The 15,813-nt window shown below is 66.0% G+C and carries 14 protein-coding genes and 1 riboswitch; of the genes, 9 read left to right on the forward strand and 5 right to left on the reverse strand.

Translation table 11 applies throughout. The features are described 5' to 3' along the window. Positions 1-7 precede the first annotated feature (7 nt). Both AC0L3U_RS18860 and AC0L3U_RS18865 read left to right on the forward strand, forming a co-directional pair. Positions 8-1,762 carry a ShlB/FhaC/HecB family hemolysin secretion/activation protein gene (locus AC0L3U_RS18860; RefSeq protein ID WP_473362734.1) on the forward strand — a complete coding sequence of 585 codons (1,755 nt, stop codon included), beginning with the start codon at positions 8-10 and terminating at the stop codon, positions 1,760-1,762. Between the two features lie 58 nt (positions 1,763-1,820). Continuing rightward, positions 1,821-2,951 (forward strand): hypothetical protein, encoded by a 1,131-nt coding sequence (locus tag AC0L3U_RS18865; protein WP_456765042.1) that lies wholly within the window; start codon positions 1,821-1,823, stop codon positions 2,949-2,951. Between the two features lie 15 nt (positions 2,952-2,966). Here the strand turns inward: AC0L3U_RS18865 and bluB are convergent, their stop codons facing one another. From bluB to cobU, 3 genes are read right to left on the reverse strand one after another with little or no spacing between them, the layout of a single operon-like run. Then, a complete protein-coding gene (bluB, locus tag AC0L3U_RS18870; RefSeq protein ID WP_473362735.1) occupies positions 2,967-3,599 on the reverse strand; it encodes a 5,6-dimethylbenzimidazole synthase in 633 nt (210 codons plus the stop codon). A gap of 4 nt (positions 3,600-3,603) precedes the next feature. Beyond that, positions 3,604-4,386, reverse strand: coding sequence for an adenosylcobinamide-GDP ribazoletransferase (gene cobS, locus AC0L3U_RS18875; protein WP_473362736.1), 783 nt, complete (start codon positions 4,384-4,386; stop codon positions 3,604-3,606). Next, complete coding sequence (gene cobU / locus AC0L3U_RS18880; protein WP_473362737.1) at positions 4,383-4,886, reverse strand: bifunctional adenosylcobinamide kinase/adenosylcobinamide-phosphate guanylyltransferase; 504 nt, start codon at positions 4,884-4,886, stop codon at positions 4,383-4,385. The genes cobS and cobU overlap by 4 nt, the downstream gene beginning before the upstream one ends. A gap of 122 nt (positions 4,887-5,008) precedes the next feature. Between cobU and cbiB the strand changes: the two genes are divergently transcribed. Together cbiB and cobD are read left to right on the forward strand one after the other, a co-directional pair. After that, positions 5,009-5,950, forward strand: coding sequence for an adenosylcobinamide-phosphate synthase CbiB (gene cbiB / locus AC0L3U_RS18885; RefSeq protein ID WP_473362738.1), 942 nt, complete (start codon positions 5,009-5,011; stop codon positions 5,948-5,950). Positions 5,951-5,961: 11 nt separating this feature from the next. Then, positions 5,962-6,924 carry a threonine-phosphate decarboxylase CobD gene (gene cobD / locus AC0L3U_RS18890; protein ID WP_473362739.1) on the forward strand — a complete coding sequence of 321 codons (963 nt, stop codon included), beginning with the start codon at positions 5,962-5,964 and terminating at the stop codon, positions 6,922-6,924. Here the strand turns inward: cobD and AC0L3U_RS18895 are convergent. Then, positions 6,913-8,361 carry a cobyric acid synthase gene (locus AC0L3U_RS18895; protein ID WP_473362740.1) on the reverse strand — a complete coding sequence of 483 codons (1,449 nt, stop codon included), beginning with the start codon at positions 8,359-8,361 and terminating at the stop codon, positions 6,913-6,915. The genes cobD and AC0L3U_RS18895 overlap by 12 nt on opposite strands. 10 nt (positions 8,362-8,371) lie before the next feature. Next, on the reverse strand, positions 8,372-9,007 hold the full coding sequence (gene cobO, locus AC0L3U_RS18900; RefSeq protein ID WP_473362741.1) for a cob(I)yrinic acid a,c-diamide adenosyltransferase: 636 nt from the start codon (positions 9,005-9,007) through the stop codon (positions 8,372-8,374). 40 nt (positions 9,008-9,047) lie between these two features. After that, a riboswitch (cobalamin riboswitch) is annotated at positions 9,048-9,265 on the forward strand. Positions 9,266-9,360: 95 nt separating this feature from the next. Here cobO and AC0L3U_RS18905 point away from each other — a divergent pair. The 5 genes from AC0L3U_RS18905 to AC0L3U_RS18925 are packed head-to-tail and all read left to right on the forward strand — an operon-like array spanning position 9,361 to position 15,812. After that, positions 9,361-9,744: a DUF1636 family protein gene (locus tag AC0L3U_RS18905; RefSeq protein ID WP_473362742.1), complete on the forward strand. Its 384-nt coding sequence runs from the start codon at positions 9,361-9,363 to the stop codon at positions 9,742-9,744. After that, the gene (cobW, locus tag AC0L3U_RS18910) at positions 9,741-10,775 is read left to right on the forward strand and encodes a cobalamin biosynthesis protein CobW (RefSeq protein ID WP_473362743.1); all 1,035 of its coding nucleotides are present in this window, start codon (positions 9,741-9,743) and stop codon (positions 10,773-10,775) included. Before AC0L3U_RS18905 ends, cobW begins: the two co-directional genes overlap by 4 nt. After that, complete coding sequence (gene cobN / locus AC0L3U_RS18915) at positions 10,775-14,023, forward strand: cobaltochelatase subunit CobN (protein ID WP_473362744.1); 3,249 nt, start codon at positions 10,775-10,777, stop codon at positions 14,021-14,023. The genes cobW and cobN overlap by 1 nt, the downstream gene beginning before the upstream one ends. Beyond that, the gene (cobG, locus tag AC0L3U_RS18920; protein WP_473362745.1) at positions 14,020-15,183 is read left to right on the forward strand and encodes a precorrin-3B synthase; all 1,164 of its coding nucleotides are present in this window, start codon (positions 14,020-14,022) and stop codon (positions 15,181-15,183) included. The genes cobN and cobG overlap by 4 nt, the downstream gene beginning before the upstream one ends. Then, positions 15,183-15,812, forward strand: coding sequence for a precorrin-8X methylmutase (locus tag AC0L3U_RS18925; protein WP_473362746.1), 630 nt, complete (start codon positions 15,183-15,185; stop codon positions 15,810-15,812). The genes cobG and AC0L3U_RS18925 overlap by 1 nt, the downstream gene beginning before the upstream one ends. Position 15,813 lies beyond the last annotated feature (1 nt).

The following is a 15,813-nucleotide window of genomic DNA, read 5'->3' on the forward strand; positions in this document are numbered from 1 at the left end:
ACCAGGGATGCGGATTTGGAGGGCAGCGTTAGGGCTTGGGCTGGCAGCGTCGTGCATCGCCCCCGCGCGGGCGCAGATTCCGTCGATCAATCCCGGCGTGATCCAGAGCGACGTCGACCGGCAACGCCGGCAGCTCGAACAGCAGAGCGCGCCGCCCAAGCTCAACGGGCCGGCGGTGATCGGCGGCGAGCGGGAGAAGTCCCAGCTCCTGAAGCCGGGCGGGCCGAAATTCCGCCTGCGCAAGGTCGAGTTCGACGCCTCCAAGTTCATCACGCCGGCCGAGCTCGACGAGATCGCGAAGAAGTATGTCGGCAAGAACGTCGACATCGCCTCGCTGCTGCAGCTCGTCGCCGACATCAACGCCATCTATACGGAGCGCGGCATCGTCACGGGCATCGCGACGCTGCCCGAGCAGGATGCCAAGGGCGGCATCGTCCGCGTCAAGCTGACCGAAGGCCGGCTCCAGAAGACGACCATCGAGGGCAACAAGCAGACCCGCACCGAGTACATCCTTCAGCGCGTGAAGGAGCCCGAAGGCGAGGTCCTCGACGTTCCAAAACTCAATCGCGACGTGATCTGGTTCAATCGTACCAACGACGTGCAGATCAAGGCGCTGCTGCAGCCCGGCACGAGCTTCGGCCTGACCGATCTCCAGTTCGCCGTGATCGAGCCGCCGGTCGACACCTTGCAGCTCTTCACCGACAACCAGGGCGCGGAAAACACCGGGCGTTGGGAGGGTGGGGCCTTCTACAAACGCCACGGCCTGTTCGGCGTCGACGACCGCTTGACCTTCTACGGCGTCCGTTCCGACGGCAATCTCAACGGCAACGTCGCCTACAGCATCCCGGTCAATCCCTGGGGCGGCCGCGCCGGCGTCAGCTATACCGAGGGCAAGATCAAGATCATCCAGGGACCGTTCGTCGCGCTCGACGTCACCGGACGCTCGAGCCAGGCCGCGGTCAATTTCAGCCAGCCGGTCTGGGTGACACAGAATTGGCTGGTGCTGCTCAACGCCGCGGAGACCGAGGGTAAGACGGTCAGCCGCTTCGCCACGGTCGCCGTGACTCAGGATCATTACGACAAGGCCACGGCCGGCCTCTCGGTGACCAATTCCGGCAACACCTATTCGATCACGGTCTCGCCGGCGGTGAACTACATCACGTGGCAAGACCACGTGCTCGGCAATAATCGCACGTTCAACACCTATACCGGCTCGATGTTCGCGACCAGCGCCGCAGGACCTGCAAATTTCAGCACCAACGTGCTGGCGAGCTGGCAGTACACGCAGGAAAAGCTGCTGCCGGGCGACCAGATCTTCTCGATCGGCGGTCCCACCACCGTGCGCGGTTATCCCTCCAACTCGGCGTCCGGCGACAGTGGCTTATTATTTCAACGCCGAGCTGCACTACAATTGGTCGCAATGGCTCAGGGGTTTCGACACCTACATCTTCACCGACTGGGGTGCGGTGTATTCGACGTTCCCCGGGATCACCGAGCTGGGCTCGGTCGGCGTCGGCTTCTCCTGGACTTACGCGTCGTTCATGACCTTCGAGGCCAATTACGCGACACCGCTCAAGATGGCGGTCTCGACCCAGCACCACTACGAGGCCTATGGCCGTGTCATTCTCCGGCCGTTGTTGATGTTCCAGAAGCAGGAGAGCGCCACACCTGTGGCGGCGGTTGCCGGCAGGAGCAAGTCGTAGTGATTTCGGCGGAGTGGTTCGGCAGCACCTGGCCGCCCGGATCAGCATTCCGGGGTTGATTAAATCGACGCCTTGCGGTTGCATAGGCCAGTTCCGCTACTGGACGGGCGAACGCAGATGGCCGCCACAGAACCAACCGAGCCGGTCGTGCAGAGCCTGGAGCGCTATCGCCTGCGCCTCGGCTTCTGGCAGGCCATCTGGGGCACGCTGATCAGTGGCGGCGTGGCTGTCGCCATTCCGGCCGCGGTCGAAGCCTACAAAGCGCGGCTCGATCTCAGGAAAGCCGAGCAGGAGGTTGCTCTCAAGCAAAAAGAGATCGAGGGCAAGGCCCAGGATCTACACCAAACCTACATCTCGAAATTCATCGACACGGCTCTGAACCAGGACATCGAACTGCGTCTGCGCTTCTCGGAATACTTCTCCTATGTCTCGGACAAGGAGAGCAGAGACCAATGGAGGCTGTATCATGACGAGCTGGAGAAGCGGCGCGACGCGATAAGAAAGAGCATCAATGACAAGGAGATGGACGCGGCGCATCTGAGCGCGCTTCCTAAACCGAGCGAGGCCGAACAGATCAAAATGGCGGCCTTGCGAAGAGAGCTCTATTGGAATTACGCGGAGGTCGGATACGCAAGGCAGGACAGCAATATCACTGTGCCGAGCCTACCGGCCGTTGCCCCGCGGTTCGATTCGAAAGCCATTCAATCGGAGGCTGAGCAACTCTTTGACCAGGCCATCATTGATCCTCAGCGCATGTCCGATGTCGATAAGATGGTTGGGCGCATCCAGGCCAACAAGGAGCGATACCAAGCCATTGAAACCAAGACCAGTGTGCCATGGTACGTCGTGGCGTTGCTTCACGGTGACGTCAATTTCGATTTTTCGCGTCATTTGAACGGCGACCCGCTGTCCGCCAGAACTGTGAATGTGCCGAAGGGGCATCCTTCGCAGGGTGATCCGCCGTTCCCTTGGGAGGATAGCACAATCGACCTCCTAACCCTCGTTGGTTGGCAAGGCATCGATTGGTCCGGCGTCGGAACTGTCCTATTCCGGCTGGAAACCTACAACGGGCTCGGTTATCGGAATCACAATGCCAGATCGCCGTATATCTGGGGGTGCACCAATTTGTACGTTTCCGGAAAGTTCGGACGTGACGCTACGTATGATCCAAATCTGAAAGATACGCGATGTGGTGTGGGTGCGGCGTTGAAAGTGCTCACGCAACGCAGAATCGTTGAGCTACCGTAGCGGACATTGAGTCGTCTAGCGCTTCAGGGTGAACGCGTCCGCGCCGCGCCGATGCTCCCATTTCGCCAACTCGAGCTCAGGCTGCTCGCATTCGACTTCCGGATAGCCGATGCAGAGATAGGCGATGAATTTCCAGGTATCGGGCACGTCGAGAATGGCGTGGATGCGATCCGGATGGAGGATCGAGACCCAGCCAAGCCCGATGCCATCGGCGCGCGCGGCGAGCCACATCGCGGTGATCGCCGCGACCACGGAATATTCCGTCGTCTCCGGCATCGTCGCGCGGCCGAGGCCGTGACCGACGTCGCTGGCCTTGTCCGCGAACACGGCGAGGTGGCCGGGGGCCTGTTCGAGACCCGAGAGTTTCAGCGTGGCATAGCGCGCTGCGCGCTCACCGGCATAGGCATTCAGCGCGTCGGCGTTGCACTCTTTGAAGTCGTCGATCACGGCGCGACGCCGTGCGTCGTCGTCGACGATGACGAAGCGCCAGGGCTGGCTGAGGCCGACCGAAGGCGAGAGACAGGCCGTCTCGATCAGGCGATCGATGGCGCCGTCAGGCAGCGGATCGGCGCGAAAGCGGCGCACGTCGCGGCGCCACACGAACAGCTCGCGCAAGTGCTGGCGGAAGGTGTCGTCGAATTCGACCATCGCGTCACCCTCCGATCTGGAAAGCTGCGGCAACCAGCAGGATCAGGATCTCGCCAGTCTGCTCGAATGCGCCGAGGATGTCGCCGGTCTGCCCGCCAATCTGGCGGATGGCAAGTCGCGCCAGCATCAGGCCGGCGAGGCAGAGCAGGATCAGGCTCACCAGCGCCTTGCCCGGCCCAAGCGCGAGCGTGAGCGCGAGGATTCCAACAGCGAAGGAGATGGCGATGCTGCGGCCCGGCGGTGACCCGGCGCTCGCCGACAGACCGTCAGGTCGTGCAGGCGCGATCTGTGACATGAAGACCGGCAAGCCCGCGCGGGCCGCAGTATGCGCAGCGCACAGCGCGAGCGCGACCGCCCACGGGTTGGCGATCGCCGCGAGCGCGCTCCAACGCAGGCCGAACGACAGGATCAGCGCGCAGACACCATAGGTGCCGATCCGGCTGTCGCGCATGATCTCGAGCTTGCGCTCGCGCGTGCAGCCGCCGCCGAGCCCGTCGGCGGTATCGGCGAGGCCGTCCTCGTGCAGTGCGCCGGTGACGAGGGCGGTCGCGGCTAGCGCGAGCAGGGCGGCGAGGCTCGGTGCCAGACCGAACCGGCTGGCGACCTTGTAGACCAGGGCGCCGGCAAGGCCGACCAGCAGTCCTGCGACGGGCAGCGCCCATGTCGCGCGTGCGACAGCGCCGTCGGCTGCGGGCTTCGACGATGCGACGGGGAGGATCGTCACGAACGATGCCGCCATCCTGAGATCGGCGATGACGTCTCGCAAGAATTGGTCGCGCGGCATCATTTCAGTTTCATCGGCAGGCCGGCGACGACGAATTCGACTTCGTCGGCGACTTCAGCGATGACCTGGTTCATGATCCCGGCGGCGTCGCGAAAGCTGCGCGCCAGCGCGTTGTCGGGCACGATGCCAAGGCCAACTTCATTGGTGACGAGAACGACGGGGCTTTTCAACCGGGGCAGGGCGCCGGCAAGCTCCTCGATCTCGCGTTCCCAGTCGCGCTCCGCATGCATCAGGTTGGAGAGCCACAGCGTCAGGCAATCGACGAGCCGCGCGCCGCCGCCGTCGGTGGCGAGCAGCGCGGGCACGAGACCGAGCGGCACTTCGCGTTCGATCCAGTCGGTTCCGCGGCGCGCGCGATGTCTGGCGATGCGCGCCTCCATTTCGGCATCGAGAGCCTCGGCCGTCGCGAGATAGACCGGCTGCCCGGGAAAGGCGCGCGTGCGCATTTCCGCGCGCTTGCTCTTGCCCGATCGCGCTCCGCCGGTGATCAAGATGACGGCCATAAAGGTCTCCTGTGGGCCTGCACTAATCACCAAACGCGGCCAAAAACAAAGCCGAAATCCGCCAATCAGGGGCTTGCGCTCCGGCCACCCTTTGCGCAACAGGGGCAGGACAGGAGACGGGTGTGGGTTTTGCGGGCGCGATGGCGGTGGCGATGGCGGTGGATGCCCTGTTGGGCTGGCCGTCGTGGTTGTTCGCGCGCATCGGCCATCCCGTCACATGGCTGGGCTGGCTGATCTCTGCCATCGACACCGCCTGGAATCGACCGTCCGATCCGCCGGCATTTCGCCGCGCCGCTGGTCTCGCCGGAGCGCTCGCGGTGATCGGGCTCTCCGTCGCGCTCGGCTGGGCACTTCAGTCTCTGCTTCCGTTGGGTTCGATCCAGATCGTGCTGGTCGGCGTCGTGGCCTGGCCGCTGGTCGCCTTGCGTTCGCTGCTCGACCACGTGGCTGCCGTCGCAAATCCCATGCGGGCCGGTGACATCGCCGTCGCCCGAGACGCGGTCTCGCGCATCGTCGGCCGCGATCCCCTGACGCTCGACGAGGCCGGGATCGCGCGCGCGGCGATCGAGAGCCTCGCCGAGAATGCGTCCGACGGCATCGTCGCACCGGTGTTCTGGGGCGCGCTGTTCGGTCTGCCCGGCATTTTGGGCTACAAGGCGATCAACACGCTGGACTCCATGATCGGCCATCGCTCCGAACGCCACGAAGCCTTCGGCTGGGCCGCGGCGCGCATCGACGATGTCGCCAATGTCATCCCGGCGCGGCTGACCGGATTTCTGTTCGTGCTGCTGGCGCCCCAGCGATCCGAGGCACTGTCGTGCATGACGCGGGATGCACGCCGTCACCGTTCGCCCAATGCCGGCTGGCCGGAAGCCGCCATGGCGGGTGCGCTCGGCGTGCGGCTCAGCGGTCCGCGGATCTATCACGGCAGCACCACGAACGAGCCATGGTTGAATGAAGGTGCGCGCGATCCGCTTGCCGCCGACATCGATCGGGGATTGACAGTTTACCGCCGCGCCATGCTGCTGCTCGCCGGCGTCCTTGCGATCCTGGCCTTCGCGTGAAAGAACAGCGCATGCGCGAGCACGGTGGAAATCTCGATCTGGCCCAGCAGCGTTTCGGCGGTGGCGCGGAAGACTGGATCGATCTGTCGACCGGGATCAACAGCCTGCCTTATCCCGTGGGCGAGGTGAGCTCGCGCGCGTGGAGCGCGTTGCCGTCGCGCGCCGAGATCGAGGCGCTGCATCAGGCGGCGCGGCACGCTTACCGCACGAGCGCGGCGGTTGTCGCGCTTGGCGGCGCACAGGCCGCAATTCAATTGCTGCCGCAACTCGCACCACCCGGCCGCGCGCGCATCCTCGCGCCGACCTACAATGAATATGCCGGGGTCCTCTCGGCCGCGGGCTGGGAGGTCCAGGAGGTCGGGGAGCTCGACGCGCTGGCGGGCGCGGACCTCGCCATTATCGTCAATCCCAACAATCCTGACGGCCGATGCCATCCGGGAAAGGATTTGCTGGCGCTGCTGCCGCGCGTCGGCCGTCTCGTCATCGACGAGAGTTTCGCCGATGCGGCCCCGCAGCTGTCACTTGCATCCGAGGACCGGCCGGGGCTGCTGATCCTGCGCTCCTTCGGAAAGTTTTACGGCCTTGCCGGCCTGCGGCTCGGTTTCGCTCTCGGCAATGCGTCCGACATCGCCAGGATCGCATCGATGTCGGGGCCATGGCCGGTCTCGGGAGCGGCGATCGCGATCGGCTGCCGCGCTCTTCATGACGACGCCTGGGCCGAGGCCACGTCCGCGCGGCTCGCGCGAGACTGCGATCGCCTCGACGGCTTGGTGCAGTCGCAAGGTTGGACGGTCATTGGCGGGACGCAGCTGTTTCGTCTCTACCAGACGTCTGACGCGCCTGCCGCGCAGGAGAAGCTGGCGCGTCGCCATATCTGGTCGCGCGTGTTCACGCGAGAGCCGACATGGCTGCGCCTCGGACTTCCGGGCGGCGAATCCGAATGGTCGCGCCTGGCCGAGGCTCTAGCGCGCTAGCGCGAGCAGGCCTTCGACGTCGAGATGGGCTTCGATGTGATCGGCGAGCGCATCGAGCGCACTCTCGACCCTGGCGTGATAGGGCTCGCGGCCTGCGGGAATGTCGAGCTTCGCCAAAAACGCCTTGCGGAACTCATCCGACGTGAACAGGCCGTGCAGATAGCTGCCCTGCACGCGCCCGTCGCGTGAGATCGCGCCTTCCGGTTCGCCGTTCAGCCTTGCGAATGGCCGCGCGCAATCGGGGCCGTCGGTGCGGCCGATGTGAATTTCGTAGGCTTCGATCGGCTGATCCGTCGCGGCGTGCACGGCCGCGACACGCGTCAGCGTCTTCTGCGGGCTCATCACCGTCTCGACATCCAGAAGTCCGAGACCCGCTGTGTCGCCTGCAGGTCCCTCGATCCCATCGGGATCAGTGACGCTGTGTCCGAGCATCTGATAGCCACCGCAGAGGCCGAGCACATGGCCGCCTCTGCGGTGATGCGCCAGCAGATCAATGTCCCAGCCCTGGGCGCGCAGGAAGGCGAGATCGCCGCGCGTGGATTTCGAGCCGGGGATGATGACGAGCCTGACGTCGCCGGGAATGGCCTCGCCCGGCCGCACCATCACGAGATCGACGCCGGGCTCGAGCTTGAGCGGATCGAGATCGTCGAAATTGGCGATCCGCGACAGCGCGAGACAGGCGATCTTGCATTGGCCCGGCTTGCGCGCATCGCTCAGGCCGAGCGCATCCTCGGCCGGCAGCTCGCCGGCGCGCGCGAACCAGGGCAGCACGCCGAAGCCGCGCCATGCGGTCTTTTCTTCGATGAGCTTATAGCCGTCGTCGAATAGCGTGGGATCGCCGCGGAACTTGTTGATGACAAATCCCTGGATCATCGCGGCATCATCCGGGTCGATCACCGTCTTGATGCCGACGAGTTGCGCGATGACCCCGCCGCGGTCGATGTCGCCGACCAGCACGACCGGCACGTCGGCCTTGCGCGCAAAACCCATATTGGCGATGTCGGCCTTGCGCAGGTTCACCTCGGCCGGGCTGCCTGCGCCCTCCACCAGCACGAGATCGGCGCGCGCCTTCAGCCGCTCGAAGCTCTCCAGCACGGCGCCCATCAACGACGGCTTCATCGCCGCATATTCACGCGCACGCGCGGTCGCGATGCGTTTTCCCTGCACGATCACCTGCGCGCCGACATCGGTCTCGGGCTTGAGCAGCACCGGGTTCATGTCGGTGTGCGGCTCGACGCCGGCGGCGAGCGCCTGGAGCGCCTGGGCGCGGCCGATCTCGCCGCCGTCGACGGTGACGGCGGCATTGTTCGACATGTTCTGCGGCTTGAACGGGAGCACGCGCAGGCCGCGTCGCACAAAGGCGCGCGCGAGGCCGGCGACGATGAGCGATTTGCCCACGTCCGAGCCGGCCCCCTGGATCATCAATGCGCGCGCCATCGCGAGTTTCTTAGAACTCGACGCCGGCTTGCGCCTTGATGCCTGAGCGGAAGGGATGCTTGACCAGCGTCATCTCGGTGACGAGATCGGCGATCTCGATCAGCTCGTCCTTGGCGTTGCGGCCGGTGAGCACGACATGCGTCATCGGCGGCTTCTGCGTCGTGAGGAAATCGACAACTTCGGCGATGTCGAGATAGTCGTAGCGCAGCGCGATGTTGATCTCGTCGAGCACGACCATGCGGAGATTCTGGTCGAGGATCAGCTCCTTGGCCTTCTCCCAGCCGGCGCGGGCGGCCGCGATGTCGCGGGCGCGGTCCTGCGTCTCCCAGGTAAAGCCTTCGCCCATGGCGTGGAATTGGCAGAGGTCGCCGAAATGGCCGGTGAGCATGCGGCGCTCGCCGGTATCCCAGGCGCCCTTGATGAACTGCACGACCGCGCATGGGAAGCCATGGGCGACGCAGCGGACGATCATGCCGAAGGCCGAGGAGGACTTGCCCTTGCCGGCGCCGGTGTGGACGATGATGAGGCCCTTTTCGCCGCTCTTGGTCGCCATGATCTTGTCGCGGGCGACCTTCTTCTTCGCCATTTTCGAGGCGTGACGGGCGTCGGTTTCGTCGGCCGTCTGGGTATCCGGTTCTGACGTCATCGGACGGGGTCCTTCGGCTTGACAAGAGGCGGTCGGGGGCAAATGGTGGCCCGACGTTGGTTCCTGTCCTACGACAGGCGAAGAGGGAATGCGATAGGGTCCGAATCGGCAAGATTTGGTTCCAAAATGCAGCCGCCCCCGCGACCGTGACCGGAGAGATGCCCGAAGCCACTGATCCCCATGGGATCGGGAAGGCGGGGATCGAAGGGGAAACCCTGCTCCGGAAGCCGGGAGACCTGCCAACGCGGACGATTTTGGACCGGCGGACGGGGTGTTCCGCGACGGGGAAACGGGCCTTCGCAAGAACGGTTCGTGGGCCTCTTCGCTTCCCGCTGTTTATTCTGGATGAAGCGATGACCGTCACACTTCATGTCTGCATCACCTGCCGCGCCGGCGAGACGCTTGGCGAGGGCGAGACGACGCCCGGCAAGCGCCTGCATGGCGCGATCCTCGAGGTCGGCGTGCCCGACGGCGTCAGCGTGGTTCCCGTCGAATGCCTGTCTGCATGCAACCAGGGTTGCTCGGTCGCGCTCAGCGCTCCCGGCCGCTGGTCCTATGTCTATGGTCGCCTCTCGGATGTGAATGCGAGCGATGTGGTCGCGGGTGCGGCGGCCTATGCAGCCGCGCCCGACGGCCTCGTGCCCTGGCGCAGCCGCCCGGAGATCTTCCGCAAGCAATCGCTTGCCCGCATTCCCCCCATTCTTCCCTTGGCCGTCGTGCCGGAGGCCGCCGAATGAATTCGCTCGCAAAAGTCCCGGTCACGGTTGTCACGGGCTTTCTCGGCTCCGGCAAGACCACACTGATCCAGCATCTGCTTGCCAACGCCAACGGCAAGAAGCTGGCGGTGCTCGTCAACGAGTTCGGCAGCGAAGGCGTCGATGGCGAGATTCTGAAATCCTGCGCCGATGCGAATTGCCCGGAAGAGAACATCATCGAGCTCGCCAATGGCTGCATCTGCTGCACTGTCGCCGACGATTTCATTCCGACCATGGAGAAGCTGCTGTCGCGGCCGGTGCGGCCCGATCATATCCTGATCGAGACCTCGGGCCTGGCTCTGCCCAAACCGCTGCTGAAGGCGTTCGACTGGCCGGAGATCCGTTCGCGCATTACGGTCGATGGCGTGATCGCGCTCGCCGACGCCGAAGCTGTTGCTGCTGGCCGTTTCGCGCCCGACCCAATTGCCGTCGAAGCGCAGCGCGCGGCGGACGGCAATCTCGACCATGAGACGCCACTGTCGGAAGTGTTCGAGGACCAGATCGCCTGCGCCGACATCGTGCTGCTGACCAAGGCGGATCTTGCGGGTGCGGCAGGGCTCGAGACAGCCAAGGCGGCGATCACCGCCGAGATGTCGCGCCGCGTGCCGATGCTGGCGATCACCGACGGTGCGATCGACGCGCGCGTCATCCTCGGTCTCGGTGCTGCCGCCGAGAACGATCTCGCCGCGCGTCCCTCGCATCACGACGGCGAGGAGGATCATGAGCACGACGATTTTGCGTCCGTCGTGATAGATCTTCCCGAGGTCACCGATATCGACGCGCTGGTCGCATCCGTTCAGCGGCTGGCGCGCGAGCAGAATGTGCTGCGCGTCAAGGGTTACATCGCGGTGGAGGGCAAGCCGATGCGTCTCTTGCTGCAAGCGGTCGGCGAGCGCGTGCGCCACCAGTTCGACAAGCCCTGGGGCGCGGGTGCGAGGCGGTCAAAGCTCGTGGTGATCGGCGAGCACGGAAACATTGATGAAGCCGCGATCAAGGCGGGACTCGGTATCTGATGCACGTCGTCTTCCGCGAGAGCCGCGGTCTCGAGGAGACCGCGATACCAAGGGACATCGGCCAGGACCCGGCCGATCTCGTGGTGCTCTCGTATTCGGATTCCGATCTTGCCGCATTCGCGGCCGGTTGGCGCCGTGGCCGCGACAGCCTGCCCTCGTTACGGCTCGTCAATCTCGCCGAACTCCGTCATCCGCTCTCGGTCGACACCTATATCGAGCGCACGCTGGCGCAGGCGCGCGGCATCCTCGTGCGTCTGATCGGGGGTGAGTCCTATTGGTCGTATGGGCTCGCGGCCCTGCAGCAACTGGCGAAGGAGCGCGGCATCGTGCTGGCCGTGCTGCCGGCCGACGGTCGCGACGACACGCGGCTGGACGCGTATTCGACCCTGCCGGTCTCGACATTGCGACGGCTCAAGGTGCTCTGCGACACCGGCGGCCCCGTCGCATCGCAAGCCGCGATCGCGCAGCTTGCGCTGGCTTCGGGCCTCTATGCGGGTCCTGTTATCGGCTCGATGACCGTGCCCGAGATGGGCTTTTACGATCCGGCGCGCGGTGTCATCGCCGCGCCCGCGTCGAGTGAGGGCAGGCCGCGCGCGCTCGTGGCCTTCTATCGCTCCTATCTCACCGCCGCGGACACCGGCCCGGTCGATGCCCTGATCGGCGCATTGCGCGAGAAGGGGTTCGACGCGCATGGTGTGTTCGTCACCTCGCTGAAAGCCGCGGGGGTTGCGGATTGGTTGCGCGAGTATCTGGCGCAAAATCCTCCGGCCGCGATCGTCAATGCGACGGCATTCTCGGCGATGGGCGACGACGGCACGACGCCGTTCGATGCCGCATCCTGCCCGGTGTTCCAGGTCGCGCTCTCCACGGCACGGCGCGAGGATTGGGCGAGTTCGCTCCGGGGGCTGTCGCCCGGCGACCTCGCGATGCATGTGGTGCTGCCCGAGGTCGACGGCCGGCTGTTTGCGGGCGTGGTCAGCTTCAAATCGGCCGCGATGCGCGATCCCGATTTGCAATTTTCGCATCTGGCACACAGGCCCGACGAGGAGCGCGTGAAGGCCGTCGCTGCGCGCGTTGCGGCCTGGCATCGCCTTGCGGAGAAGCCGGCCGCCGACAAGCGCGTGGCACTCGTACTCTCGAACTATCCGGGCCGTCCGCATCAGATTGCCCATGCGGTGGGTCTCGATGCGCTGGCGTCGGTGGAGGCTTTGGTGTCCGACCTCGCTGAGGTCGGCTTCGATGTCGATCGGGTCCATGAACTGGGCGAGACGCTGCTGAAGCGGACCTTGAGCTGGAGCGTTGCCGATTACCGCGCTGCGCTCGCGCGCATTCCACAATCCTTGCAGGATGATCTCGCGCAAGTCTGGGGCGAGCCGGAGACCGATCCGGGTTGTCGCGATGGCGCGTTCCATTTCGCTGCGGTTCAATGCGGCCGGTCGATCATCGCGGTTCAGCCGGAGCGTGGCGATGCGACGACGCGCGATGCCGACTATCACGATCTCGCCCGCACGCCGCGCCACGCCTATGTCGCGTTCTATCTCTGGCTGCGAGGGCAGGGCTGTGATGCCGTCGTGCACATGGGCGCGCACGGCACGCTGGAATGGCTGCCGGGAAAATCCGTGGCGCTGTCGCAGGCGTGCTGGCCGGAAGCCCTGATCGGTGATCTGCCCGTCATCTATCCCTTCATCGTCAACGATCCCGGCGAGGCCGCGCAGGCCAAGCGGCGCCTGGGTGCCGTCACGATCGGCCATCTGCCGCCGCAGCTCGCAGCATCAGCGGTGCCGGACGGGCTGCGCAGGCTCGAACAGCTCCTCGACGAATACTCGACGGCCGATGGCCTCGATCCGGCCCGCCGCCAGCGCTTGATCGCCGCGATCCGTGACGAGGCGCGCGCGGCTGGCCTCGAAGGCGATCTCGGCCTTGATGCAGCGGCCGCTCCGGCCGAAGCGATCCCGCGGATCGACCGCTTCGTCTGCGATCTCAAGGAAAGCCAGTTCGGCGACGGCCTGCATGTGTTCGGCCGCGGCGCCTGCGATGACGCGGAGCGCGACGCGCTGCGGGCCGCGCTTGCGGGCCGGCGTGTTGCGCCGGGTCCGTCAGGCTCGCCCTATCGGGGGCGCCAGGACGTGCTGCCCACGGGGCGTAATCTCTTCGCCGTCGATCCGCGCGCGGTGCCGACGCCGTCGGCGCACGCGCAAGGCATCAAGCTCGCCGAAGAATTGCTCCGTCGTCATCTGCAGGATCACGGCGACTGGCCGAAGGGCCTTGTCGTCGATCTCTGGGGCTCGGCGACGATGCGCACCGCAGGCGAAGAGTTTGCCATGGCGCTGCATCTGGCCGGCCTCGCACCGCGCTGGGATCATGCTTCCGGCCGTGTCACCGGCTACGGTATCATCGCGCCTGCCGAGCTTGGCCGGCCCCGCATCGACGTCACGCTGCGGGTCTCGGGCCTGTTTCGCGACGTCTTCTCGGGCCTTGCACAATTGTTCGAGGCGGCAGCCGAGGCGCTGTCGGCCCGCGAGGACGAGGGCGACGAAAATCCATATCGCCATCGCACATCGCGCGTGTTCGCGCCGCGTCCCGGACAATACGGCGTCGGTCTCTCGGCAATCCCGGACGCCTTCACGCCCGAGACGCGCGAGGCCGCCGGCGAAGCGTGGCTCTCGGCGTCGTCATGGGCGTTCTCGGCCGATGGCGAAACCAAGCTCGATCGTGCCGGCATCGAGCAGCGGCTCTTGTCGGCTGATGCTTTTGTTCACGTGCAGGATTTGCCGGAAACCGATCTTCTGCTCGCAGCCGACTATGCCGCGCATGAGGGCGGCATTGCGGCCGCCGCGGCACATCTCGGTGCGGCAGCGCCATCACTCTATCATCTCGATGCAACGCGCCCCGAGCAGCCGCATGCGCGTACGCTGACCGAGGAAATCTCCCGTGTCGTCCGCGCGCGCGCGGCCAATCCGGCCTGGATCGCCGGCATGATGCGCCACGGTTTTCGCGGCGCGGCCGAGATCACCGCGACGCTCGAGCACATGGCCGCCTTCGCGCATCTGGCCGGCGCGGTGCCGCCGCATCTGTTCGACATCTACTACGATGCGACGCTCGGCCATGAGGACGTCCGCGCCTTCATGGCGCGCGAAAACCCGGCGGCGCTCGGCGCGATGGAGACGTGTTTCACGCGCCTGCATGAAGCCTCGCTCTGGCGTACGCGCCGCAATTCGATCGCGGCGGCGCTGCGGGAGGCGTCATGAGCGCTTCGGTGGTCAAGGGCTGGTGTCCCGGCGCGCTGCGCCCGATGCAATCGGGCGACGGGCTCGTGGTCCGCGTGCGTCCGTTCGGCGGACGGCTCGAAGCGGCACAGATCTCCGGATTGGCTCATCTTGCCGAACGCCATGGCAACGGCCTGATCGACGTGACCAGCCGGGCCAATCTCCAGATCAGGGGCGTCAACGAGACCAGCCACAGGCTGCTGCTCGACGGCCTTTCGCAACTGGCGCTGCTCGACCCGGACGCTGAGACCGAATCCCGTCGCAATATCCTTGTGACTCCGTTCTGGCGTGCCGGCGACGCGACCCAATCGCTCGCCGCCGAACTCGAGGAGGCGCTCGCCGACAGCCAGCTCGAACTTCCAACCAAATTCGGCTTCGCCATCGATGACGGCACCTCACGCGTGCTTGCGGGCGATTCCGCGGACGTGCGGATCGAGCGCGATCGTGCCGGCGGACTGCTGGTGCGGGCTGATGGCGACAAACTCGGCCGCTCCGTCGCGCGCGGCGAGGCCGTGACCACGGCGCTCGCATTCGCCAACTGGTTCGTGACCTCAGGCGGCGCCAGAGGCGGGCGAGGGCGGATGGCGGCGCATCTTGCAGCCGGTGCAATCCTGCCGGAGGCATTGCGCGGCGAGGCCGAGCCGGCGCCGATCATGGCGGCGGCGCGTCCCGGCCTCTATTCGCAAGGTGCGATGGTCGGCGTCGCCTTCGGGCAGATGGCGCATCCGACCCTCGACCAGTTCGCCGGCTGCGGACATGCGCTGCGCATGACGCCATGGCGGATGGTTTTGAGCGAAGGCAAGCGCGCGATGCCGAACGCGACCGGTCTCATCACCGAGGCCTACGATCCTGCGCTGCGCGTCATCGCGTGCAGCGGCGCGCCACGCTGTCGCGAGGCGCATGCCGATACCCGCGGTCTTGCTGCGGCCCTGGCGCCGAACATCGGCGCGGCCGCACGGCTCCACGTCTCCGGCTGTGCCAAGGGCTGCGCCCATTCCGGTCCCGCCGCCATCACTCTGGTTGCGACCGGCGCCGGCTTCGACCTCGTGCGCGCCGGGTCGACGCGCGATGAGCCCATCCTGCGGGGGCTGAACCGCGACGACATCGTCAGAGATCCCTCCATCCTGATGGGAGGGCACTGATGCCGCACATTTACGAGACCGACGGCGCGGCGATCTACCGGCAGTCCTTTGCGACCATCCGCGCTGAAGCCGATCTTGCGCGCTTCACGCCGGACGAGGAGCAGGTGGTGGTGCGAATGATCCATGCGGCCGGCATGGTGGGCCTCGAAGCGCATATCCGCTTCACATCAGGCATGGCGGTCGCCGCACGCGCGGCCTTGCAGAAGGGCGCACCGATCCTGTGCGACGCGCGCATGGTCTCTGAAGGAATTACGCGGGCGCGGCTTCCCGCCGCCAACGCCGTCATCTGCACGTTGGGCGACGAGAGCGTTCCCGCGCTCGCGCAGTCCATGCGCAACACCCGTTCGGCTGCGGCCCTGGAGCTGTGGCGCCCGCATCTCGGCGGCGCCATCGTGGCGATCGGCAACGCACCGACCGCGTTGTTTCATCTTCTCAACATGCTGGAGGACCGGAGCTGCCCGCGGCCCGCGGCGATCATCGGCTGTCCCGTCGGCTTCGTCGGCGCGGCGGAGTCCAAGGCTGCGCTGATGGCCGATCCGAAGGTCCCTGCGCTCACGGTCGAAGGCCGCCTCGGTGGCTCCGCGATCACGGTCGCCGCCGTGAACGCGCTGGCGAGCCGGAGCGAATAGC

This window comes from Bradyrhizobium sp. Kon69 (genome assembly GCF_055807515.1).